This window comes from Streptomyces sp. LS-MS-L19, from assembly GCF_058382285.1.
In genome coordinates this window covers 6,309,122-6,330,972 of sequence record NZ_JBYCLL010000001.1, presented here as the reverse complement: position 1 = coordinate 6,330,972, position 21,851 = coordinate 6,309,122, and the positions used below count along the sequence as shown (strand labels likewise).

19 protein-coding genes are annotated in these 21,851 nt (G+C 70.5%); 8 read left to right on the top strand and 11 right to left on the bottom strand.

The features are described from left to right. Positions 1-28: 28 nt before the first annotated feature. From AC2XR2_RS28375 to AC2XR2_RS28355, 5 genes are all read right to left on the bottom strand, one after another. Positions 29-712 carry an ABC transporter ATP-binding protein gene (locus AC2XR2_RS28375; protein WP_356467297.1) on the bottom strand — a complete coding sequence of 228 codons (684 nt, stop codon included), beginning with the start codon at positions 710-712 and terminating at the stop codon, positions 29-31. A gap of 263 nt (positions 713-975) precedes the next feature. Beyond that, positions 976-2,430, bottom strand: a complete 1,455-nt coding sequence (locus tag AC2XR2_RS28370) for an ABC transporter permease (protein WP_491516642.1) — start codon at positions 2,428-2,430, stop codon at positions 976-978. Positions 2,431-2,625: 195 nt separating this feature from the next. Continuing rightward, entirely contained in the window at positions 2,626-5,937 is a 3,312-nt protein-coding gene (locus AC2XR2_RS28365; protein WP_491518518.1) for a S8 family peptidase, read from the bottom strand. 291 nt (positions 5,938-6,228) lie between these two features. After that, positions 6,229-7,494 carry a L,D-transpeptidase gene (locus tag AC2XR2_RS28360; protein WP_381298366.1) on the bottom strand — a complete coding sequence of 422 codons (1,266 nt, stop codon included), beginning with the start codon at positions 7,492-7,494 and terminating at the stop codon, positions 6,229-6,231. A gap of 205 nt (positions 7,495-7,699) precedes the next feature. Further along, positions 7,700-8,044 carry a hypothetical protein gene (locus AC2XR2_RS28355; protein WP_381298364.1) on the bottom strand — a complete coding sequence of 115 codons (345 nt, stop codon included), beginning with the start codon at positions 8,042-8,044 and terminating at the stop codon, positions 7,700-7,702. A 109-nt stretch (positions 8,045-8,153) separates the two neighbouring features. Here AC2XR2_RS28355 and AC2XR2_RS28350 point away from each other — a divergent pair, with 109 nt between their 5' ends. After that, positions 8,154-8,456, top strand: coding sequence for an LPXTG cell wall anchor domain-containing protein (locus tag AC2XR2_RS28350; RefSeq protein ID WP_330264774.1), 303 nt, complete (start codon positions 8,154-8,156; stop codon positions 8,454-8,456). 42 nt (positions 8,457-8,498) lie between these two features. Beyond that, complete coding sequence (locus AC2XR2_RS28345; RefSeq protein WP_449351086.1) at positions 8,499-9,284, top strand: hypothetical protein; 786 nt, start codon at positions 8,499-8,501, stop codon at positions 9,282-9,284. Positions 9,285-9,333: 49 nt separating this feature from the next. Here AC2XR2_RS28345 and hutH read toward each other — a convergent pair whose 3' ends face one another. The 3 genes from hutH to AC2XR2_RS28330 form a co-directional block, all read right to left on the bottom strand. After that, positions 9,334-10,872 carry a histidine ammonia-lyase gene (gene hutH / locus AC2XR2_RS28340; protein WP_491518517.1) on the bottom strand — a complete coding sequence of 513 codons (1,539 nt, stop codon included), beginning with the start codon at positions 10,870-10,872 and terminating at the stop codon, positions 9,334-9,336. Positions 10,873-10,953: 81 nt separating this feature from the next. Further along, positions 10,954-12,102: a GGDEF domain-containing protein gene (locus tag AC2XR2_RS28335; protein ID WP_381298360.1), complete on the bottom strand. Its 1,149-nt coding sequence runs from the start codon at positions 12,100-12,102 to the stop codon at positions 10,954-10,956. A gap of 400 nt (positions 12,103-12,502) precedes the next feature. Next, positions 12,503-13,303: an enoyl-CoA hydratase/isomerase family protein gene (locus AC2XR2_RS28330; protein ID WP_491516641.1), complete on the bottom strand. Its 801-nt coding sequence runs from the start codon at positions 13,301-13,303 to the stop codon at positions 12,503-12,505. A 200-nt stretch (positions 13,304-13,503) separates the two neighbouring features. Between AC2XR2_RS28330 and AC2XR2_RS28325 the strand changes: the two genes are divergently transcribed. Continuing rightward, complete coding sequence (locus AC2XR2_RS28325) at positions 13,504-14,199, top strand: hypothetical protein (RefSeq protein WP_381298357.1); 696 nt, start codon at positions 13,504-13,506, stop codon at positions 14,197-14,199. 28 nt (positions 14,200-14,227) lie between these two features. On the opposite strand, the gene AC2XR2_RS28320 is transcribed toward AC2XR2_RS28325, so the two are convergent. Together AC2XR2_RS28320 and AC2XR2_RS28315 are read right to left on the bottom strand one after the other, a co-directional pair. Further along, positions 14,228-15,319: an adenylate/guanylate cyclase domain-containing protein gene (locus AC2XR2_RS28320; protein WP_123762732.1), complete on the bottom strand. Its 1,092-nt coding sequence runs from the start codon at positions 15,317-15,319 to the stop codon at positions 14,228-14,230. A gap of 105 nt (positions 15,320-15,424) precedes the next feature. Further along, a complete protein-coding gene (locus AC2XR2_RS28315) occupies positions 15,425-16,288 on the bottom strand; it encodes a biotin--[acetyl-CoA-carboxylase] ligase (RefSeq protein ID WP_381298355.1) in 864 nt (287 codons plus the stop codon). 111 nt (positions 16,289-16,399) lie between these two features. Here AC2XR2_RS28315 and AC2XR2_RS28310 point away from each other — a divergent pair, with 111 nt between their 5' ends. From AC2XR2_RS28310 to AC2XR2_RS28295, 4 genes are all read left to right on the top strand, one after another. Continuing rightward, a complete protein-coding gene (locus AC2XR2_RS28310) occupies positions 16,400-17,992 on the top strand; it encodes an acyl-CoA carboxylase subunit beta (RefSeq protein WP_330264780.1) in 1,593 nt (530 codons plus the stop codon). A 9-nt stretch (positions 17,993-18,001) separates the two neighbouring features. Next, positions 18,002-18,208, top strand: coding sequence for an acyl-CoA carboxylase subunit epsilon (locus AC2XR2_RS28305; protein ID WP_381298351.1), 207 nt, complete (start codon positions 18,002-18,004; stop codon positions 18,206-18,208). A 105-nt stretch (positions 18,209-18,313) separates the two neighbouring features. Further along, a complete protein-coding gene (gene mmpB / locus AC2XR2_RS28300) occupies positions 18,314-18,442 on the top strand; it encodes a morphogenic membrane protein MmpB (RefSeq protein ID WP_267974108.1) in 129 nt (42 codons plus the stop codon). Positions 18,443-18,477: 35 nt separating this feature from the next. After that, on the top strand, positions 18,478-19,098 hold the full coding sequence (locus AC2XR2_RS28295; protein ID WP_491516640.1) for a nucleoside triphosphate pyrophosphatase: 621 nt from the start codon (positions 18,478-18,480) through the stop codon (positions 19,096-19,098). Here AC2XR2_RS28295 and AC2XR2_RS28290 read toward each other — a convergent pair. Further along, positions 19,067-19,606 (bottom strand): hypothetical protein, encoded by a 540-nt coding sequence (locus AC2XR2_RS28290; RefSeq protein ID WP_491516639.1) that lies wholly within the window; start codon positions 19,604-19,606, stop codon positions 19,067-19,069. The two genes, AC2XR2_RS28295 and AC2XR2_RS28290, sit on opposite strands and share 32 nt — an antisense overlap. A gap of 364 nt (positions 19,607-19,970) precedes the next feature. Between AC2XR2_RS28290 and AC2XR2_RS28285 the strand changes: the two genes are divergently transcribed. Continuing rightward, positions 19,971-21,743 carry an acetyl/propionyl/methylcrotonyl-CoA carboxylase subunit alpha gene (locus tag AC2XR2_RS28285; RefSeq protein WP_381298345.1) on the top strand — a complete coding sequence of 591 codons (1,773 nt, stop codon included), beginning with the start codon at positions 19,971-19,973 and terminating at the stop codon, positions 21,741-21,743. Positions 21,744-21,851: the final 108 nt, after the last annotated feature.

The following is a 21,851-nucleotide window of genomic DNA, read 5'->3' as shown; positions in this document are numbered from 1 at the left end:
GATTCAGGGGGAGTTGAGGCCGCACGGTTCAGGTGGCGGCGTTCTCCTTGACGCTGATCCGCCCCTTGCGGATCGTGGCCAGACGCGGGGCCTTCTTCGCGATCGCGGAGTCGTGGGTGACCATGATGAAGGTCAACCCCAGCTCCTTCCACATGCGTTCGAGTACGTCCATGATCTCGTCGCGCATCGACTCGTCGAGGTTGCCGGTGGGTTCGTCGGCGAGGAGCACCTTGGGCTGCTTGACGAGGGCGCGGGCGATGGCGACGCGCTGCTGCTGCCCGCCGGACATCTCGGAGGGCAGGTGCGCGAGGCGCTCCCCGAGGCCGACGGAGGTGAGCGCCTCGGCCGCCCGTTCCCTGCGCTCCTTGCCCTTCACACCGAGGGGGACGAGGGCGGTCTCGACGTTCTCCTGGGCGGTGAGGGTGGGGATCAGGTTGAAGCTCTGGAAGACGAAGCCGATGTTCTCGCTGCGGACCCTGGTGAGCCTGGCCTCCGACAGCTTGGCCAAGTCGGTGCCGTCCAGGACGACTTCGCCCTCGGTGGGCTTGTCGAGACCGCCGAGCATCTGGAGGAGGGTGGACTTGCCGCCGCCGGTGGGGCCCTGGATGACCAGGCGGTCCCCGTCGGCGATGGTGAGATCGACCCCGGCGAGCGCGTCGACGGTGTCCTTGCCGCGGGAATAGCGCTTGGTGACGCTTCTGAGTTCGTACATGGTGAGCTCCTGGGTGGGTGAGTGGGGTTCGGGGTGGCGCGGATCGATGTCGGCCGCGGGTCGGTGGGGGCTGGTCGCGCAGTTCCCCGCGCCCCCAAGGGTGGGTACAGCTGGGCATGCCTTGCCTGCACCCACTCAGGGGCGCGGGGCTGCATCAATGTGCGGCTCCGCCGCGGGGCGCGACCAGCCACGACGCTCCCGCTCCCGCGTGACCACAGGACGAGGCACATGCGGGGGCGCACCGGCACCACCGCCGACGTCCGCTACTCGACGCGCCGCAACGCGTCCGCCGGCCGCAACCGCGACGCCCGCCAACCGCCGAACGCACCGGCGATGAGACCACCGGCCACCGCAAGGCCCACCGCGATCGCGACCGTCGTCAGGCTGACCGGAGCACTGAGGGAGACGTCCAGCGTCTTTTCGGCGGCCCGCCGGCCGAAGCCGCCGAAACCACCGGCACCGCCGCCGGCGCCTCCACCGCCCCCCAACTGCGCCTGCAACGTGGGACTGACCGCCGTCACGGCGTACGCCCCCGCCAGGCCCAGCGCGATCCCCAGCACTCCGCCGAGCAGCCCGTTGACCATCGCCTCGCCGACGACCTGCCGGGTCACGCGGCCCGACTTCCACCCCAGCGCCTTGAGCGTGCCGAACTCCCGCACCCGGCGTGAGACGGCGGAGGAGGTCAGCAGCCCGGCGACCAGGAACGCGGCCACGAGCACGGCGATGGACAGCCACTTGCCGACGTTGGACGCCAGGGAAGAGGCGGTGGACAGCGACCCGGACACCGTGTCCGCGAGATCCGCCGAGGTCGTCACCGTCGTACCCGAGACGTTCTTCTGGATCGAGGACTTGACGGAGTTGATCTTCTGCGAGTCGGTCGCCTTGACGTAGATCGTGGTGACCTTGTTCTTCGAGTCGCTGAGGGTCTGGGCCTGGGTGAGCGGGATGTAGACGTTGGCGGCCGCGTCCCCGCTGTCCGCGGTGGCGACGCCGATCACCGTGAACTTGACGTTCTTGATGGTGAGGGTGGAGCCGACCTTGAGCTTCTTCTCCTTGGCGTACGCGGAGTCGAGGACGGCGACCTTCGCGTCGGTCTCGGTCGACTTGAACGTACGGCCGCTGGTGATCTTGGAGGAGGTCAGCGGGCCGAGGGCGGGCTTGGTGACGTCCGTGCCGTAGACGGAGTAGTTGTTGACGTCGAAGTCGGCGCCACCGCCGCGCACTTCGCCCTGCGGCTGGCCGGTGCCGCCGCCTTCGCGGCGGAAGCCGCCCTCACCGCCCCCGTTGCCGTTCTGCTGGAACTCGCCGCGGGTGAACTGGCCGTTGATCTTGATGACCTGCAGGCTCAGCCCGCCGACCGCGTCGGAGACGCCGGACTGCTGGTCGACCTTGGTGACCGTGGAGGTGGACAGGGTCTGGAAGCCCTGCACCATCACGCGGTCGCTGCTCTGCTCGGCGTTGGAGCCGTTGTCCTGCGCGTCGAACCGGAAACGCGGCCGGTCGGACGAACTGGCCTGCGGCTGGGCCGCCTTGGTGACGGTCATGTCGGTGCCCAGCCCGTAGAGCGACTGGAGCACCTTGTCCTGGGCCTTCCCCATGCCGGACGACACGGAACTGACCACGATGACCAGCGCGATACCCAGCGCGAGCCCGGAGGCGACGACAAGGGCCGCCTTTCTGCGGCGGCGCAGCTCGCGCCTCAGGTAGGTGAAGAACATGGCCGCAAGCTAGGCAGGCCGCGTGATGACTCCATAAGCCGTCTATAAGAGCTGCATGAGAAGCCTGTCCGGGAGCCGGGCACGAGCCGTCACGTGCCTGTCAGACCGGCCGGGGCACGGGGTGAGTCCCGTACGGGAAAGGCCCGCCGGAAGCGGTGCGCTTCCGGCGGGCCCTCGACTACCGCTTCCTACAGGTCACTTCCCGTAGTACGCGTTGTAGATCGAGATCGTCGACTTGTTGCCCTTCTTGTCGGCGATCTTGGCGTGGAACGAGATCGCCTTGCCCTTCGCCGGGTTCTTCACGGTGATCTTGCCGCCCGTGACGGTGACCTTCTTCCAGGTCTGGCCGTAGTCGTACGACACGTACACCGACAGGGACTTCAGGTTCGAGCCCTTGGCGGCACCCTCGACCGTCACCGGGATCTTGACCGTCTTGCCGGCCTCGACCCTGCTGTCCAGCCCCGTGGCCGCGTTGAAGCGGACCGTGGAGGCGGGCAGCTTGGTGAGGTCGCCGGTCTTCTTGGACGCGAACGTCCAGCCGGCGTCGATCCGGGTGGAGGCCGCCGCGACCTTGACACTGCGCTTGACCGAGGTCGTCAGCTTGTAGTCGGCCTTGCCCGCCGGGACCGTGAAGACCTTCTCGCCGAACAGCGGGTCGTCGTTGGAACCGACCTTGACGCCGTTCTTGTACAGCGTGGTCTTCACCGAGGTGAAGTCCGAGGAACCGGGGTTGCCCTGGCCGTCCGCGAACAGCGGCAGGGAGCCGAAGATCTCGTTGCCCTTGCGGTAGAGACCGTAGTCGGCGTTGAGACGCGGGCCGAAGACCGCGGTGTTGAAGGTCTTCGCATACGACTTGCCGCCCTGGAAGGACCGCGGAGCGCCGGCCGTGTAGTACGCGTCGCTGATCGGGAAGCCGTCCGCGTCGACCCCGCTGTACTGCTCGAACGACAGGTCCCACTTCACGCCGCTGACCGTCGACAGGTGCAGGGTGCGGGTACTGGGCAGGGCCTGCGCGAAGTTGATCGAGGAGCCCGAGAAGGATCCGGGCAGCCAGCCCGTGGCGCTGACCGCGCCCTTCTTGCCGCTCGCCGCCGCGCCCAGACCGACCTTCACCGTGGCCAGCTCGCTCGCCTTGTAGTGCTTGGTGTAACCGGTGGGGAACTGCTTGACCTTGCCGCCGGACACGGTGTCGTACTGCTCGGTGGCACCCTTGCTCCAGTGCCCGTCGAACTGCTGGGTGAGGGAGCCGTCGGTCACCTGCGGGCCGAAGTGCGCGGTACGGAAGCCCGCGTACGTGTCCAGGAACCAGCCGTAGCCGTAGCCGCCGTCGGCCGTGTCGACCTGGAAGCCGGGCATGGCGAACTCCGACTTGGCGGCCGCGTCCGGCACGGTGATGTCCACCGGCTTGGCCTTGCGCGAGTCCAGCGTCACCGTCGTGTTCTTGGTGACGTTCAGCTTCGGCTGGACCAGCCAGTCGGTGCCCTTGGTGGAGTCATCCGGGTCCACGAAGGTGGAGGAGTTGAGGATGTAGCCGCCCTTGGGCACCCGGACGGTGACGGAGCCGTCCGCGTCGTACGGCGTGAACCACCTGCCCTTGCCGAGGCCGGAGATGCCCGACAGGTCGGCGCCGTAGTTCTTGGTCGGCTTGCCGTCACGGTCGAGCACGTTCAGCGTGACGTCGTACGACTCGACCTCGCGCTGTACCGCGGCCGCGGTGCGCACGGTCTGGCCGCCGCCCGTCGCCGTCACGTACGCCGAGTAGGCGCCGTCCAGCGTGCCGCCCAGCTTGGTGTTCACGCTCATGTCGACGGAGGCGCTGCGGCCCGCCGGGACGGTGACCGTGGTCGCACCCAGCTTGAAGAAGCCCGCCGGGGCGGCCTGCCCCTTCGGGTTGGTGGCCGTCGACGCCAGCTTCAGCGTCACGTCCTTCGTGCCCAGGTTGCGGTACGTCAGCTTCTTGGTCACCGGCTTGTCGTCGGTGTGCGGCCACAGCTGCGTACCGAAGCTCACCGACACCGGGTCGGCGATCACGGTCTGCTTGATGGCTTTGTCCACCTGGATACGGCCCGAACCCTGCTGGAACGGCGTGTACTTGCCGCCCTTCGTCGAGCCCGTCAGCGCGCCCTTCAGCTCGGTGTAACCCCAGTCGGGGTGCTCCTGCTTGAGGATGGCAGCGGCGCCCGCGACATGCGGGGTGGCCATCGACGTACCCGAGATCGTCAGGTAGCCCGGCGGCTTCTCACCGACCTCCTTGTCGATGACACTGCCGGGAGCGGCCGCCGCGGTGATGTCCACACCCGGCGCGGTCACGTCGGGCTTGATCTGCCCGTCGAGGCCGGGGCCGGTGCTGGAGAAGTCGGCCAGCTTGTCCTTGTCGTCGACCGCGCCGACGGTCAGGGCGGAGGCGGCGCTGCCCGGCGAACCGACGGACTCCGGACCGGAGTTGCCCGCCGCGATGGCGAACAGGATGCCCTTGGTCTCCGAGAGCTTGTTGACCTCGGCTTCCAGCGGGTCGATCTCCGGGGTGTCGCCGCCGCCGAGGCTGAGGTTGACGACGTCGGCGCCCTGCGCCGCCGCCCACTCCATGCCGGCGAGGATGCCGGAGTCGTCACCGGAGCCGGTGTCGTCCAGGACCTTGCCGTTGAGGATCTTGGCGCCCGGCGCGACACCCTTGTACTTGCCGCCCGACTTGGCGCCGGTGCCCGCCGCGATGGAGGCGACGTGCGTGCCGTGACCGAACTTGTCGGTCGCGTCCGCGGAGGTCGAGAAGTTCTTCGAGGCGATCACCTGGGTCTTGAGGTCCGGATGGGTCGCGTCGACACCGGTGTCCAGGACGGCGATCTTGACGCCCTTGCCGTCGTAGCCGGCCGCCCATGCCTTGGGGGCGCCGATCTGCGGCACGGACTTGTCCAGGCTGGCCTTGCGGACCCCGTCGAGCCAGACGTGCGCGATACCGGAGGCGGTCTTGTCGCCGTTGGTGACCGCGTCCCACAGCTCGGGCGCGTCGTCCTTCGGCGTCTGTACCGCGTCGGCGTTCAGGGAGGCCAGGGAGTGGCGGAGCGTGCCCGCGTCCCGGACCTCGGCCTTGGCCGCGCTCGCCGCGCCCTGGTAGCCGACGATGACCTTCAGTCCCTTGGCCTGGGACTTGCGGGTGGCGGCCTTGTCGAGCTCGGTGATGTCGAAGAGCCGCTGGTCGAGCTTGCCGCTCGACACCAGGCGGGCCACGTCGGACGGCAGCACATAGGTGTGGCCGTCGGCCTTGCGGAGCTGCACCGGTATGTGCGCGCGCCCCTTCGCGGGCTCCAGGCCGACGACGCGGCCCTTCGCGTCCACGACGACTCGGTCACCGGTGATCAGGGTGATCCGGTGGTGGGGCGTGAGCTGGGCCTTGCCGGACCGCGAGACACTCGCGGTCTGTTGCGCGTCCGCCGAGGCGGGGCTGGTCATTCCCGCCGCGAGCGCTACCGCGGCCGCCGTGGCGATCGTGGCCGCGCATGCCTTTTTCACTTGTCTGCGCAAGTTTCCCCCTTGCAGAAGGACCGGGTGAATTCCCCGTTCACCCGGCCGGGGGGAGTTTCGCACGCATGTACGTGCACCCCCCGGTGCCCGCAGTATGCCGAGGGGTGATCACCACGTTCAACAGACAACTCGCCGACTGCAAAGTCTGTTACAAGACCGCCGGGTTCAGGGGGAGTTGAGGTCTCGCTCCGCCCGAAAAGCAGACCCGAAAAGCAGAAACGCGCCCGCCACCCGTGAGGGCGGCGAGCGCGTTTCCGGCGTTCTGCGGAGCGCTCGACGTCAGACCGCCGACCCCGCCTTCCAGTCCGCCCAGCTCAGGTTCCAGCCGTTGAGGCCGTTGTCCGGGGCCACCGTCTTGTCGCCGGTGTTCTTCACGACCACCACGTCACCGATGATCGAGTTGTTGTAGAACCAGTAGCCCGCCGTGCCGGTGTCGTTGGCGCCCTTGGTGTCGGACAGACCCACGCAGCCGTGGCTGGTGTTGACGCTGCCGAAAATGGACTTGGCGCCCCAGTAGTTGCCGTGCACGAAGGTGCCGGAGTTGGTGAGCCGGATGGCGTGCGGCACGTCCTTGATGTCGTACTCGCCCTTGCCGTCGTCGTCGGTGAAGCCCACGGTCGCGCCGTTCATGCGCGTCTCCTTGAACTTCTCGGACATCACCATGATGCCTTCGTACGTCTTGTTCTCCGGCGAACCGGCCGAGATCGGGATGGTCTTGATCGTCGCGCCGTTGTGCGTGATCTTCATCTGCTTGGTCTTGGCGTCGACGTACGAGACCTGGTTGCGGCCGATCTTGAAGGTGACCGTCTTCTGCTGGACGCCGTAGACCCCGGAGGCGCCCTCGACACCGTCGAGCGCGAGCTTCAGCGTGACGGTGGAGTTCTCCTTCCAGTAGTCCTCGGGGCGGAAGTCGATCCGGTTGGCGTTGAACCAGTGGCCGACGACCTCCTGACCGCTGCTGGAGGAGACGGTGATGCCCTTCTGGACGGCCGCCTTGTTGGTGATCGCCTTGTCGAAGTTGATCGACACCGGCATGCCCACGCCGACGGTCGAGCCGTTCTCCGGCGTGAAGTTGCCTATGAAGCTGTTGGCCGGGGAGACCGTCGTGAACGAGGCGTTCTCGTGGGCGACCAGACCGTCCGCGTCCTTGGCCTCCGCGGCGACCTTGTAGCTCGTGGAGCGCTCCAGCTGGGCGTCGGGCTTCCAGCTGGTCTTGTCGGCGGACAGCTGGCCCGCGACCTCGGTGCCGTCGGCGGTCGTCATCGTCACCTCGGTGAGCGTGCCCTTGCTCACGGTGACGGCGGCCGAGTTGTTGATGGAGGCGTTGTCCGTGCCGTCCTTCGGCGTGATCTTGATCTCGGCGGCGGAGCTCTTCTTGGCCGCCGCCTCGTCGGCCTTGGCCTGCGAGGTGTCGTTGCCGCCGCCGCTCGACGACGAGTCGTCGCCACCGGAACAGGCCGAGAGCACCAGCACCCCGCCGAGCAGAGCGGACGCGACCGTCAGGCCCCTGCGCCGCTTACTGACCGTCATCACACGCTTCTCCATCGTTGCCGAATCCCAGAAACCCCGAGAGTCCCCGTCAATGAAAACTCAACGCTACGACCGGTTCGTCCCGTTCCACCATCTCGGAAGGTGTGGGGCACACCACGTCCGCCGTGGCGGAGGGTGCGACTGTCGGGCCGTGCGACCCCTGAGACGACGAAACCCCGGGCGGCGGTTGCCGCCCGGGGTCAGGTTTTTCCCGGCGCGCTCAGCCGACGGCCTCTTCTTCCTCGTCCTCCTCGACATCATCGTCGTCGAGGTCCCAGTCCGGCGAATCCGGGTCGTAGTCGATCTGCTCACTGCTCCAGGAGGCCTGGGCCAGTTCGACCCCCGGCACGTCCCCCACCAGGTCGAACGGGTCCACGAGATAGGCGAGGGCCTCGGCAGTGTCTTCGGTCACAGCACCCTCGGCGTGCGCCCGCTCGTCGTCCGGCGTGTCCGGATCGTCCGCGATCCGCTCCAGCGCGGCCCGGGTCACGGCGTCCCGGTCGTCGATCTCGACGACGAGTTCCACCCGAAGTCGTACAAAGCGTGATGTCTCTTCAGTGCTCATGCCCGGAGAGTAAGGCCCATCGCTCCCGTGACTTTCCCGTGACCCGCGTCTTTCACTAACATCGCCCCACACGGCCAATTCGCCAGTGCCACAAGGGGATCGATATTCCGTGTCATCCGTTCGCCGTCCGTTGCTGACCGCCACCGCCGCGGGGACCCTGCTGGGTGCCCTCTGGTTCGTCCCGTCCGCCAACGCGTCCCAGGACAAGCCGGTCAGAACTGAGCCGTCCGTGCAGGCCACGGCGCAGGCGCGGGCCACGACCACACACACGGAGACGACCGGGGAGAGCGTGCAGCTCGCCGACACCGGCAGCTTCGACACCACGCCGTACGTCGTCGGCGGCACCCTCTTCCTCACGCTGGGTGCGGGCTTCGTCGTCTATTCGGTACGCCGGGAACGGCTGGGTTTTTAAACCCGCTTGACGATTTCTTGGTGAGGCCTTCATAGTCCGCACATGAAGAGATCATCGCGGGCGCGCATAGGCGCCACGGCGACCGTGAGCGTGCTGTCCCTCGCCCTCGTCACCGGATGCGGCGGGGGTTCGGACGACGACGCGAAGGAGTCGGGGTCGTCCAAGGAGGCCGGCGCCTCCTCCGCCGCGAGCTCGGCCCCGGCCGCGAAGGCCCACAGCGCGGCCGAACTGGAGAAGCTGCTCCTCGCCAAGGGCGATGTCGCCGGCTACGACGTCGACCCGGGTGACGACACCCTGCCGAAGGCCAAGAGCGCCGTGAAGGCCGACAAGTCCGCGTGCGCGCCGCTCGCCTACGCGCTGTCCGGCCTCCCGCCGGCCGACACCGACGCGAGCGCGAACAACACCGTCACCTCGCAGACCTCCACGCCGTCCCCCGGCGAGGCCGACATCGAGGACGCCTTCAACGTCGACATGACCATCGTGGGCCTGTCCTCCTACGAGGGCGACGGCGCCGAGAAGGCGGTCAAGGCCGTCTCCGACGGGATCGCCGCCTGCTCCGGCGGGTTCGGCATCGCGGCCGAGGGCGAGAACCTCAAGATCACCAAGGTCGCCGCGGGCAAGGCTTCCGGCAAGGGCGACCAGTCGGTGGCCTTCGCCGTGAACTCCGACATGGACGGCGAGGGCACGGCCACCTTCAACGTCGACGTGGTCCGCGTCGGCAGCACCGTCTCCACGTACTACACGGTCGACTTCGCCTCGCTGGGCAGCGGCAAGGCGGCCACCGTACCGGCCGCCGTCCTCGACGCGCAGGTCACCAAGCTGAAGTAGCCGCCGAAAGGGCCCTGTTCAGCCGTACGACGAACAGGGCCCCGCCTTCCTACCGCAGCGGCCCGGTGACGGCCTCCACCGCCGACACCAGCCGCCCCTCCCGCACGAACACGTCGGCCGCCGCGAGGTCGGGCGCCAGGAACCGGTCCGGTCCGGGACCCTCGACCCCCGCCTTGCGTACGGCGGTGATGGCGGCCTGGGTCGCCGGCGCGGGGCTCAGGCCCTCCCTCAACTCGACGGCACGCGAGGCGGCGTAGAGCTCGACGGCGAGGACCCGGGTGAGGTTGTCGACGGCGGTGCGCAGCTTGCGCGCGGCCGACCACCCCATCGACACGTGGTCCTCCTGCATCGCGGACGAGGGGATCGAGTCCGCGGACGCCGGCACGGCCAGCCGCTTCAACTCACTGACCAGCGCCGCCTGCGTGTACTGGGCGATCATCAACCCCGAGTCCACACCGGCGTCGTCGGCGAGGAACGGCGGCAGCCCGTGGGACCGGTTCTTGTCGAGCAGCCGGTCGGTGCGCCGCTCGGCGATCGACGCGAGATCGGCGACCGCGATGGCGAGGAAGTCCAGCACGTAAGCGACGGGCGCGCCATGGAAGTTGCCGTTGGACTCGACCCGGCCGTCGGGCAGCACCACGGGGTTGTCGACCGCGGACGCCAACTCCCGCTCCGCCACCAGCCGGGCGTGCGCCATGGTGTCCCGCCCGGCTCCGGCGACCTGCGGGGCGCAGCGCACCGAGTAGGCGTCCTGGACCCGGGGTGCGTCGTCCTGGTGGTGTCCGGTGAGTTCCGAACCCTCCAGCACGGCCAGCATGTTGGCCGCGGAGTCCCCCTGCCCCGGATGCGGCCGGATGGCGTGCAGCTCGGGAGCGAGCACCTTGTCGGTCCCGAGCAACGCTTCCAGCGAGAGGGCGGCCGTGATGTCGGCGGACTTGTAGAGCATGTCCAGGTCGGCGAGGGCCATCACCAGCATGCCGAGCATGCCGTCGGTGCCGTTGAGGAGGGCGAGCCCCTCCTTCTCCCGCAGCTCCCCGGGCGCGATCCCGTGCTCGGCGAGCAGCTCACCGGCGGGCCGTACGACACCGTCGGGCCCCTCGGCGTCCCCCTCCCCCATGAGCGTGAGGGCGCAGTGGGACAGCGGCGCGAGGTCGCCGGAACACCCCAGGGAGCCGTACTCGTGAACGACGGGCGTGATCCCGGCGTTGAGCACGTCGGCCATGGTCCGCGCGACCTCGGGCCGTACCCCGGTGCGTCCCGAGCAGACGGTCTTCAGCCGCAGGAACATCAGTGCCCGTACGACCTCCCGCTCCACCCGGGGCCCCATTCCGGCGGCGTGCGAGCGCACGATGTTGCGCTGCAACTGGGCCCGGAGCTCGGGGCTGATGTGCCGGGTCGCGAGGGCACCGAAGCCGGTGCTGACGCCGTAGACGGGCTCGGGCTTGGCCGCGAGCGCGTCCACGATCCCGCGCGCGGCCGCCAGCGCCGAGACCGCCTCCCCGGAGAGCTCGACCCGGGCACCGCCGCGCGCCACGGCAAGGACGTCGGACGCGGTGACCCCGGACGTCCCCACCACCACAGTGTGCATATCCATATTCAGGAGCGTACGCATTGAATTCCAGGATGTCACTACTGGGTCGGGGTTACGACCCTTACCGCCCCCGGCACCTCAGGTCCGCCCCCGGAACCGCCGTCGCTCCGGCGAGGGGGGCTCGGACGGCGCGGCATCCGCCAGCCGTACGACGGGATCCTCGACCCCGCCCCGGCCGGCGACCACCGGCTTGGTGGCCCGCTCGGCCTTGGCCCGGTACTGCGCGGCGTCGGCGAGCCGGAACAGCCGCCGGGCCGACCGCACGGGCCCGATGGGATCCGCGGTCGAGGCGACCCCGCACGCCACCCCCTCCCCCAGCTCCAGCTCCCCGGCCCGACGGCACAGTTCGTCGGCGGCCCGCACCACCTCGTCGGCGGAGGGCCCGACCGCGAGCAGACAGAACTCGTCCCCGCCGAGCCGCGCGGCCAGCGCGCCCGGCACCATGGCCCCGCACAGCGACAGCACGGACCCGAAACGTTCCAGCAGCCGGTCCCCCACGGCGTGCCCCTGGGTGTCGTTGACCCGCTTGAGCCCGTTGAGATCACAGACGACCAGACTGACGACGACCCCGTCCCGCTTGTGCCGCTCCACGGCCTCGTCGAGCCGCACGTCCACGGCCCGGCGATTGGCGAGCCCGGTCAGCGCGTCCGTGTACGCGAGCCGCCTGACCTCCTCCAGCCGCTCCGCCTGCGCGATACCGGCGGCGACGACGGCGGCCAGCACGGTGGCGAAGTCGGCGTCCTCCCGCCCGAACAGCGGAGCCCCCACCGGCCGGGCCACGTACAACTCCCCCCAGGCCCGCCCGTTCAACACGATCGGCGCGACGACACAGCACCCCCGCCCCCTCCTCCGGAGCGCGGCGACCCGCTGATGCACGTACCCCGGCCGCACGCCCGCCGCGGGCCCCTCCGCCGTCTCCACCCACGCATTGGGCTCCCCGCCCCCGGCCCAGCGCTCGTGCAGGAACTCGGTGATCTCCGGGAACTGGTGCACGGGGTAGGCCTCCCCCTCGGGAAACTCCTCCTCACCGGCGACCCGCTCCCCCACGTTCACCAACACCCTGAGCCGCCCCAGCTCCCGCTCCCACACCGACAGCGCGGCGAAACTCCCCCCGAGCGCACGGCACGCCCCGGCGGCAGCGGCCCGCCACGCCTCCCGCGAGCCGTGAGCCGCCGCCATGCCCTGCGCCAACGAGACGACCGCGGCCAGCCGGATGTCCTCACCCATCACTCCAGGTTAGGGAGGATTTGGGTGAGGGCCGGGGTGAGGTTGGGCTGTTTGAGGCGCCGGGTTCTGTTGGCGGGCGACTGCGGCCCGGTGGGGGCTGGTCGCGCAGTTCCCCGCGCCCCTGGGTGGGGACGGTGGACGCTCCTGAAGCCGCCGACGGCGTGAAGGGGACGGGGTGGGGGGTGTCCGCCCGCAGCGGCCGGCGTCCGGAACCGAGCACATCTCAAGCGACCGAGCCGCCGGACCGAGGACGGATACCCCCCACCCCGGCCCCGACCCGAGACGAACCAGCACGCGCTACGCACGCCCCCACCGGACAGCAAGGGGCCGCCGCAGGCCCCCAGGGGCGCGGGGAACTGCGCAAAACGCCCGCCCCCACCGAACCCGCAGACGAACAACGTCAAACCCCGGGCCACCGAGGCGCCCGCCGCTCATTGAACGCCGCCACCCCCTCCGCCCGATCCCCCGAGAACGCCACCGCCCGCCACGCCGCGTCCTCCACCTCGAGCCCGGCCCGCAGATCCAGCCCCTGCCCCAGCCGCAACGCCCGCTTCGCCGCCCGCAACCCCACCGGCGAGTTCGCCGCGATCCGCCCCGCCAGAGCCAGCGCAGCGGCCCGGTCCTCCCCCACCGGCACCAGCTGATCCACCAGCCCCAACCGGTACGCCTCCTCCGCCTCCACCCTCCGCGCCGTGAAGATCAGCTCGGCGGCCCGCGCCGCCCCCACCCGCCGCGGCAGCAACTGCGTCCCCCCACCCCCGGGAATCACCCCCACCGACACCTCAGGCAGCCCCACCACCGCCGTACCGTCCGCCACGATCAGGTCGCACGCGAGCGCCAGCTCGAACCCCCCGCCCAGCGCGAACCCGTGCACCGCCGCGATCGTCGGCACCGGCAGCTCCAGCACCCCGGTGTACGCCCCGCGAGCCACCGGCCGCTGCCGCAGCAGCTCCGCGTCGCTGAAGGAGTTCCGCTCCTTCAGATCCGCCCCGACGCAGAACGCCCGCTCATGCGTGGAGGTCACCACGACCACCCGCACCCCCGAGTCACCCCCGAGCGCCGAACACGCCGCCGCGACCGAGCGTGCCATCTCCGTGGAGACCGCGTTCATCGCCTTCGGCCGGTCCAGCACCAGCTCGACGACACCGTCCTCCCCATGCCCCCGCACCAGCACGAACTCCCCGAACCGCTGCTCGCCCATCAGACCCTCCCAGTTAACGCGGGTTAACAAGAACGCTCAGATCATCGCAGCCCCGCCCACTCCACGAAAGGTTCCCGCCGACCCGCCCGACACCCCGTTCGAGTGACATCCCGCCCAACTCCTCCCCCACCGCCCACAGCAGCGCATAACGTGCGCCCCGCCACGGCGCACAGGGGGCGCGGGCACACAGGGGAGGAACCATGACGGCGACGGTCACGATGACGACGGGGCTCGCGGACAGCGAGGGCACCCACCTCTTCGGCTCACGCGGGCCGAGAGGCCCCCGGGGCCGCCACCGCAAGCCCCGCCCCCGCAAGGTCCTCCTCGCGGCGGGCGGTCTCGCCCTGGCCGCCGGCGCCCTCAGCCTCGTACGACTGGCCTCCGACACCACGATGGGCGGCTTCGGCGCGACGGAGACCGACCCCCAGGCGGCCCCGGACACGAACACCGGCGTGGACACCGGCACAGACACGGGCACCGGCACGGACCGCACGACCGACACCGCCGCGACCATCGGTGCCGTCCCGAAGGTGAGCCCGTCCTCCACCACGCTCATGGGCGGGATCTCGGCGACCCCGACAGCGGGCGCACCCTTCGCACCGAGCACACCGGCATCCGCATCCGCATCCGCGCCCGCATCCGCCGTACCGCTGCCCTACGCGGCCGCCCCCACGACGATCCCGGACGCTCCGAACACCCCGGCACCCGCCCCCACGACCACCACCGCACCCCACGCGCCGGCCACGACCGCCGCCCCGCAACCCCGGCCGGCCCCGACCTCGGCCCGGACCACACCCCCGCCGGCCCCCGCCCCGACGGCACAGCCCACCCGGTCCAGCCGGCCCGCCCCGGGCCTGTGCGTACCGATCATCGGCCTGTGCGTGCAGCAGCGTTAGGCCTCGCCGACGTGCCCGAACGGCACGGCTAGGGCGCCACGTCCCGGCGGGTCAGCAGCCACGGCTCGACCACGCCGAGACCACGCACCGGCCGCTGCCACATCGGCTGGAGCGCGAAGCGGTACGTCGGCGGCTCCTCGCCCTCCTTCTCGGCGGTGGCCGCGGCCTCGGCCGCCTCCGCCTCGGAGGCGGGCGCCTCGCCGTGGCGGATCAGCTCCTCCGCGAAGGCGCTGTCGACGAGTACGGCGTCCCGGGGAGCTATCGAGGTCAACCGGGAGGCCAGGTTCACCGTCGTACCGAAGACATCACCCATACGGGTGGTCACCGTGCCGAAGGCGATGCCGACGCGCAGCTCGGGCATGGTCTCGTCGTTCGCCATGGTCTCGATCAGCCGCAGGGCGATCTCGGCGGCCACCGCCGCGTCGTCCGCCGCGTACAGCACCTCGTCGCCGAGGGTCTTGATGAGCCGCCCGCCGCGCGCGGCCACGAGGTCCGCGGCGGTGGTCTCGAAGGCCTCGACGAGCTCGCCGAGCTCCTCCTCCTCCATCCGGCGGGTCAGCCGCGTGAAACCGACGAGGTCCGCGAAGCCGACGCACAGCCGCCGGTCGACCATCTCCTCGTCGTCGGCGGCCTGCACGACCCGGCCCGCCGACGCGGAGAGCTGGCGGCGCCAGACGTAGACGAGGAACTCCTCCAGTTCGGGCAGGAGCAGCTCGATGATCGGGTACGTCACCTCGGTGCGGGTCATGCCCGGCTCCGGGGGGTCGGTCAGGCCCTCCAGGAAGGAGTCGATCTGCCACTCGGCGAGCCGCGCGGTGGTCTGCCCGGTGGACCGCGCCACCTGTACGGCCATGGCCTCGCTCAGCAGCCCCGCCTCGACGAGACCGGCGAGCCGGCGCAGCGCGAGGACGTCCGCCTCGGTGAACGCCTTGGCCTGGCCGACGTCCGCGAAGCCCATCGCCCGCCAGAAGCGGGTGGCCAGCTCCATGGAGACGCCGGCGGTGCGGGCCGCCTGAAAGGGGGTGTAGCGCCGCTCGGCGCCGAGGATGAGCTGTTCGAGACGCACGGCGAGCGGGTGCGGGGTCGCGTCCGCGCCGGAGCCCGTGTCGTCTACGGTCACGCCTGCTGCCCTTCCGATCTGTCACGGTCAGGTATCGACCGGCCTCAACTGTACGGCAGGTGTGCGCCAGCTCACTCCCGAGGGCGCCGACAAGGGGGTGCGGGCCTACGCGGGCCGCAGGTGGACGATGTCTCCCGCTCCCACCGGTTCCTGTACGCCCTCCTCCGTCGCGATCACCAGGCGGCCGTCGCCGTCCACAGCCACCGCCTCGCCGACCAGTGACCGGTCTCCCGGCAGCTCGGCCCGTACCCGTCTTCCCAGCGTCGCGCACCCCGCCGCATACGTCTCCTGCAAGCCGCTCACCGTCGGGTCCCCCGCCGCCGCACGCCAGCGCTCGTACCACTGCTCCAGAGAGCGCAGTACGCCCCTCAGCAGCGGGTCCCGGTCCGTGCTCACCGCTCCGGCCAGCGCCAGCGAACCGGCGGTCGGCACCGGCAGCTCGTCCTCCCGGAGCGTGACGTTGATGCCCACGCCGATGACGACCCCGTGGTCGCCGGCCCGCTCGGCGAGGATCCCGCCCGCCTTGCGTTCCTCGCCGCCGACGGTCACCAGCAGGTCGTTGGGCCACTTCAGGGCCGTGTCGACACCCGCGGACCGTGACAGGCCCGTCGCCACCGCGACCCCGGTGAGCAGCGGAAGCCAGCCCCAGCGGGCCACCGGCACGTCACCCGGCGTCAGCAGGACCGAGAAGAAGAGGCCCGAGCGTGGCGGCGCGGTCCACTGCCGGTCCAGGCGGCCCCGCCCGGCGGTCTGCTCCTCGGCGACGAGGACCGCGCCCTCGGCGGCCTTGCCCGCGGTGGCAAGCGCCACCAGGTCGGAGTTGGTGGAGCCGGTGCCGGCCACCACCTCGATCCCGGACCAGAGCCCGCCGTCACGCACCAGCCCGCGGCGCAGCGCGGCGGCGTTGAGGGGTGGCCGGTCGAGGTCCGACCAACGGCTGTCGTCTCCTGAAGCATCTCGCGGCGTCATGCAAGCCACCCTAGGTGTGTGAAACGCCGCACTGCTGATTCGTAGGGGCACCACTACTCTACGGATGAGTAACCGTCCCCCCTTTTGAGCAGGCAGGGAGCCGCGAGACCGATGTCCGAGCCGGAAGAGATCGACATCCACACCACCGCGGGCAAGCTCGCGGATCTCCAGCGCCGCATCCAGGAGGCGACGCACGCCGGCTCCGAACGTGCCGTCGAGAAGCAGCACGCCAAGGGCAAGCTGACGGCCCGTGAGCGCATCGAACTCCTCCTCGACGAGGGCTCCTTCGTCGAGCTGGACGAGTTCGCCCGGCACCGCTCCACCAACTTCGGCCTGGAGAACAACCGCCCCTACGGCGACGGCGTCGTCACCGGGTACGGCACGGTCGACGGCCGCCCGGTCGCCGTGTTCTCCCAGGACTTCACCGTCTTCGGCGGCGCGCTGGGCGAGGTCTACGGCCAGAAGATCGTCAAGGTGATGGACTTCGCGCTGAAGACCGGCTGTCCGGTCATCGGCATCAACGACTCCGGCGGCGCCCGCATCCAGGAGGGTGTGGCCTCCCTCGGCGCGTACGGCGAGATCTTCCGCCGCAACACCCACGCGAGCGGTGTCATCCCGCAGATCAGCCTGGTCGTCGGCCCGTGCGCGGGCGGTGCGGTGTACTCCCCCGCGATCACCGACTTCACGGTCATGGTCGACCAGACCTCGCACATGTTCATCACCGGGCCGGACGTCATCAAGACGGTCACCGGCGAGGACGTCGGCTTCGAGGAGCTGGGCGGCGCCCGCACCCACAACTCCGTCTCGGGCGTGGCCCACCACATGGCCGGGGACGAGAAGGACGCCGTCGAGTACGTCAAGCAGCTGCTGTCGTACCTGCCGTCCAACAACCTGTCCGAGCCGCCGGTCTACCCGGAGGAGGCGGACCTCGCGATCACCGACGAGGACCGCGAGCTGGACACGCTCGTGCCGGACAGCGCGAACCAGCCGTACGACATGCACACGGTGATCGAACACGTCCTGGACGACGCCGAGTTCTTCGAGACGCAGCCGCTGTTCGCGCCGAACATCCTCACCGGCTACGGCCGCGTCGAGGGCCACCCGGTCGGCATCGTCGCCAACCAGCCGATGCAGTTCGCCGGCTGCCTCGACATCACCGCCTCCGAGAAGGCCGCGCGGTTCGTCCGCACCTGCGACGCCTTCAACATCCCGGTTCTCACCTTCGTGGACGTGCCGGGCTTCCTCCCGGGCGTCGACCAGGAGCACGACGGCATCATCCGCCGCGGCGCCAAGCTGATCTACGCCTACGCCGAGGCCACCGTCCCGCTCATCACGGTGATCACCCGCAAGGCCTTCGGCGGCGCCTACGACGTCATGGGCTCCAAGCACCTCGGCGCGGACCTCAACCTCGCCTGGCCCACCGCCCAGATCGCCGTCATGGGCGCCCAGGGCGCGGTCAACATCCTGCACCGCCGCACGATCTCCGAGGCCGAGGCCGCGGGAGACGTGGAGGCGACCCGGGCCCGGCTGATCCAGGAGTACGAGGACGCGCTCCTCAACCCCTACATCGCGGCCGAGCGCGGCTACATCGACTCCGTGATCATGCCGTCGGACACCCGCCGCCATGTCGTACGGGGCCTGCGCCAGCTCCGCACCAAGCGCGAGTCCCTGCCCCCGAAGAAGCACGGCAACATCCCCCTCTAAGGAGACGCTGTGAACATCAAGGTCGTACGGGGCAACCCCACGCCGGAGGAGCTGGCCGCCGCCCTGGCGGTGGTCCGCGCCCGCGCCGCGGCAGCCCCGGAGCCGCCCGGCGCGGACCAGCACAAGGAAGCGTGGTCCGACCCGTCAAGGATCGCCACCCACCGCCTGCCCCAACCGGGCCCGACGGCATGGGCTCGTTCCTACTGGCCCGGGTGAAACTCGTCAGGGGCGCGGGGAACCGCGCACCTGGCCACAACTCAGGGCGCCATTTTGAGTACCCGTACTCAGGCGCCCCCCTCCGCCAAGCCCCACGCTGGTGGCATGCTGTGGTCCGACCCCGATGACGAACCCCCGAAGGAACTCCGCGACATGCAGGAGATGCTTCGGCGGCTGGGCATCTTCATGGCCCTGGCCATGGTGCTCGCGATGATCGTGGTCGGACTGCGCTGACCCGGCCCTCCACCGACCGGCATTACGCTGACCGCATGACCGATCAGCCGCGCCGCCGCCTCATCCTCGCCTCCCAGTCGCCCGCCCGGCTGAACCTCCTGCGCCAGGCGGGCCTGGCCCCCGAGGTGATCGTCAGCGGCGTCGACGAGGACGCCGTCACCGCCCCCACCCCCGCCGAACTGGCCCTCGCCCTCGCGGAGGCCAAGGCGTCCGTGGTCGCCGCACTGCCCAAGGCAGCCCGCGCCCTGGTGATCGGCTGCGACTCGGTGCTCGACCTCGACGGCGAGGCGCTCGGCAAGCCGGCCGACGCCGAGGAGGCGACGGCCCGCTGGAAGGCCATGCGCGGCCGCGCGGGCACCCTCCAGACCGGCCACTGCGTCTACGACACCACGAGCGGCCGGTACGTCTCCGCCGTGGCCTCCACGGTGGTCCGCTTCGGCGACCCGACCGACGACGAGATCGCCGCGTACGTCGCCTCCGGCGAGCCCCTCTACGTCGCCGGGGCCTTCACCCTGGACGGCCGCTCGGCCCCGTTCGTCGAGGGCATCGACGGCGACCACGGCAACGTGATCGGCCTGAGCCTGCCGCTGCTGCGCAGGCTGCTGGCCGAACTGGGCGTGGGCATCACGGAGTTGTGGGCGCCGGCGGAGGCGTGAGCGGCGAGCCTGCGGCCTCCTGAGCGTCCTTCGGCTCCTCGGCGGCCTCGGGATCGCCGGGCCCGTCGGGCCCGTCGGTGCCCCGCGGGTCCGCGGGAGGCGTCGGCTGCGACTGCGGCTGGGCGTCGTACGTCACGAGCAGCAGGACGATGAGCGCCAGCATGACCACCATGAACACGAACTGCGGCCGGCCGATCAGCGCCCAGGCGACGGCGGCGAGCAGGCCGTGCACCACGGCCACACTGATCAGCAGGATGCGGCCGAGGCCGGCCGGCTGACGGTCGCGCAGGGCCACCAGCAGGGCCACCAGGCCGCACAGGGCGAAGTAGAGGCCGAAGACGACCGCGCCCACCTTCGAGGACATCACCATGGCGTCCGGGTCGAGGCCGGCCAGGGACATGTTCTGCCCGTCGACGACATTGGCCATGATCCAGTTCAGCAGGGCCACACCGAACGCCTCGGCGAAGAGGACGACCGCCACGATCCACGCCACCGGCCTGCGTATCACCGGTCCCCACCCACTTTCGAGCCGTGCTCTTGTTACCCCAAGTACGTTCGATACAGCGTGAACGCTACTAACGGGTAAACCGCGGGACAAGGGTTCGGCGGGTGGCAAAGAATCATTGGGCCATTCGTAGGGACTCCACAAAGAAACGAAGTGGTCCGCAGCACGCTCTTACAGAGACCTTGGCCACAGAGGAGGGCTAGGGTTTCCGGGAGGAGTCCTGCGTACCGAGGTGCGACAAGGGATTTCGCAGACGGAGTGAGCCGCCTATCACGCTCTGTGTGGGCTAGCTCACCACCGGGGACGGGTCGAAGTGCCGTGTCGGCAGTCCCTAAACTCGGCTTGTTTCAAGGAGGGAGCCTCAATCGTGCGCAAGGTGCTCATCGCCAACCGTGGCGAAATCGCTGTCCGCGTTGCCCGGGCCTGCCGGGATGCCGGTATCGCGAGCGTGGCCGTGTACGCCGACCCGGACCGGGACGCTCTGCATGTCCGCGCCGCGGATGAGGCGTTCGCCCTGGGCGGTGACACCCCGGCCACCAGCTATCTCGACATCGACAAGGTCCTGGGGGCCGCGCGGGAGGCGGGCGCGGACGCGGTCCATCCGGGCTACGGCTTCCTCTCCGAGAACGCCGAGTTCGCGCAGGCGGTCCTGGACGCGGGCCTGATCTGGATCGGCCCGCCCCCGCAGGCCATCCGCGACCTGGGCGACAAGGTCGCAGCGAGGCACATCGCCCAGCGGGCCGGCGCCCCGCTGGTGGCCGGCACGCCCGACCCGGTGAGCGGCGCCGACGAGGTGGTGGCGTTCGCCCAGGAGCACGGGCTGCCGATCGCCATCAAGGCCGCCTTCGGCGGTGGCGGACGCGGTCTGAAGGTCGCCCGCACCCTGGAAGAGGTCCCCGAGCTGTACGACTCCGCGGTGCGTGAGGCGGTGGCCGCGTTCGGCCGCGGCGAGTGCTTCGTGGAGCGCTACCTGGACCGCCCCCGGCACGTGGAGACCCAGTGCCTGGCCGACAAGCACGGCAACGTGGTCGTCGTCTCCACCCGTGACTGCTCGCTGCAGCGCCGTCACCAGAAGCTGGTCGAGGAGGCGCCCGCGCCGTTCCTGTCCGAGGAGCAGGTCGCCGAGCTGTACCGGGCTTCCAAGGCCATCCTCAAGGAGGCCTCCTACGAGGGCGCCGGTACCTGCGAGTTCCTGGTCGGGCAGGACGGCACGATCTCCTTCCTGGAGGTCAACACCCGCCTCCAGGTCGAGCACCCGGTGACCGAGGAGGTCGCCGGCATCGACCTGGTGCGCGAGATGTTCCGCATCGCCGACGGCGAGGAACTCGGCTACGGCGACCCCGTACTGCGCGGCCACTCCTTCGAGTTCCGCATCAACGGCGAGGACCCGGGCCGTAACTTCCTGCCCGCCCCCGGCACCGTCACCAAGTTCGAGGCGCCCTCCGGCCCGGGCGTGCGCCTGGACGCCGGCGTCGAGGCCGGCTCGGTCATCGGCCCCGCCTGGGACTCCCTCCTGGCCAAGCTGATCGTCACCGGCGCCACCCGCGAGCAGGCCCTCCAGCGTGCCGCCCGCGCCCTGGAGGAGTTCCAGGTCGAGGGCATGGCCACCGCGATCCCCTTCCACCGCGCGGTGGTCAAGGACCCGGCGTTCGCGCCCGAGCTGACCGGCTCGGCGGACCCGTTCACGGTCCACACCCGCTGGATCGAGACCGAGTTCGTCAACGACATCAAGCCCTTCGCCGCCCCGGCCGACACCGAGGCCGAGGACGACGGCGACCGCGAGACGATCGTGGTCGAGGTCGGCGGCAAGCGCCTGGAGGTCTCGCTGCCCTCCTCGCTGGGCATGTCGCTGGCCCGCACCGGCCTCGCCGCGGGCGCCAAGCCCAAGCGCCGGGCCGCCAAGAAGTCCGGCCCCGTGGCCTCCGGCGACACCCTCGCCTCCCCGATGCAGGGCACCATCGTCAAGATCGCCGTCGAGGAGGGCCAGGAGGTCAAGGAAGGCGACCTCGTCGTCGTCCTCGAAGCCATGAAGATGGAACAGCCCCTCAACGCCCACCGCTCCGGCACCATCAAGGGCCTGACCGCCGAGGTCGGCGCGTCCATCACCTCCGGCGCGGCGATCTGCGAGATCAAGGACTGACCACAGGGCCTCTTCCTGTACGACCTTCCCGAGGCGCCCCGCGGACCTGAGCAGCAGGTCCGCGGGGCGCCTCGCTTCCCCGTCCCCCGTGACGGTGGCCCTGGTGGG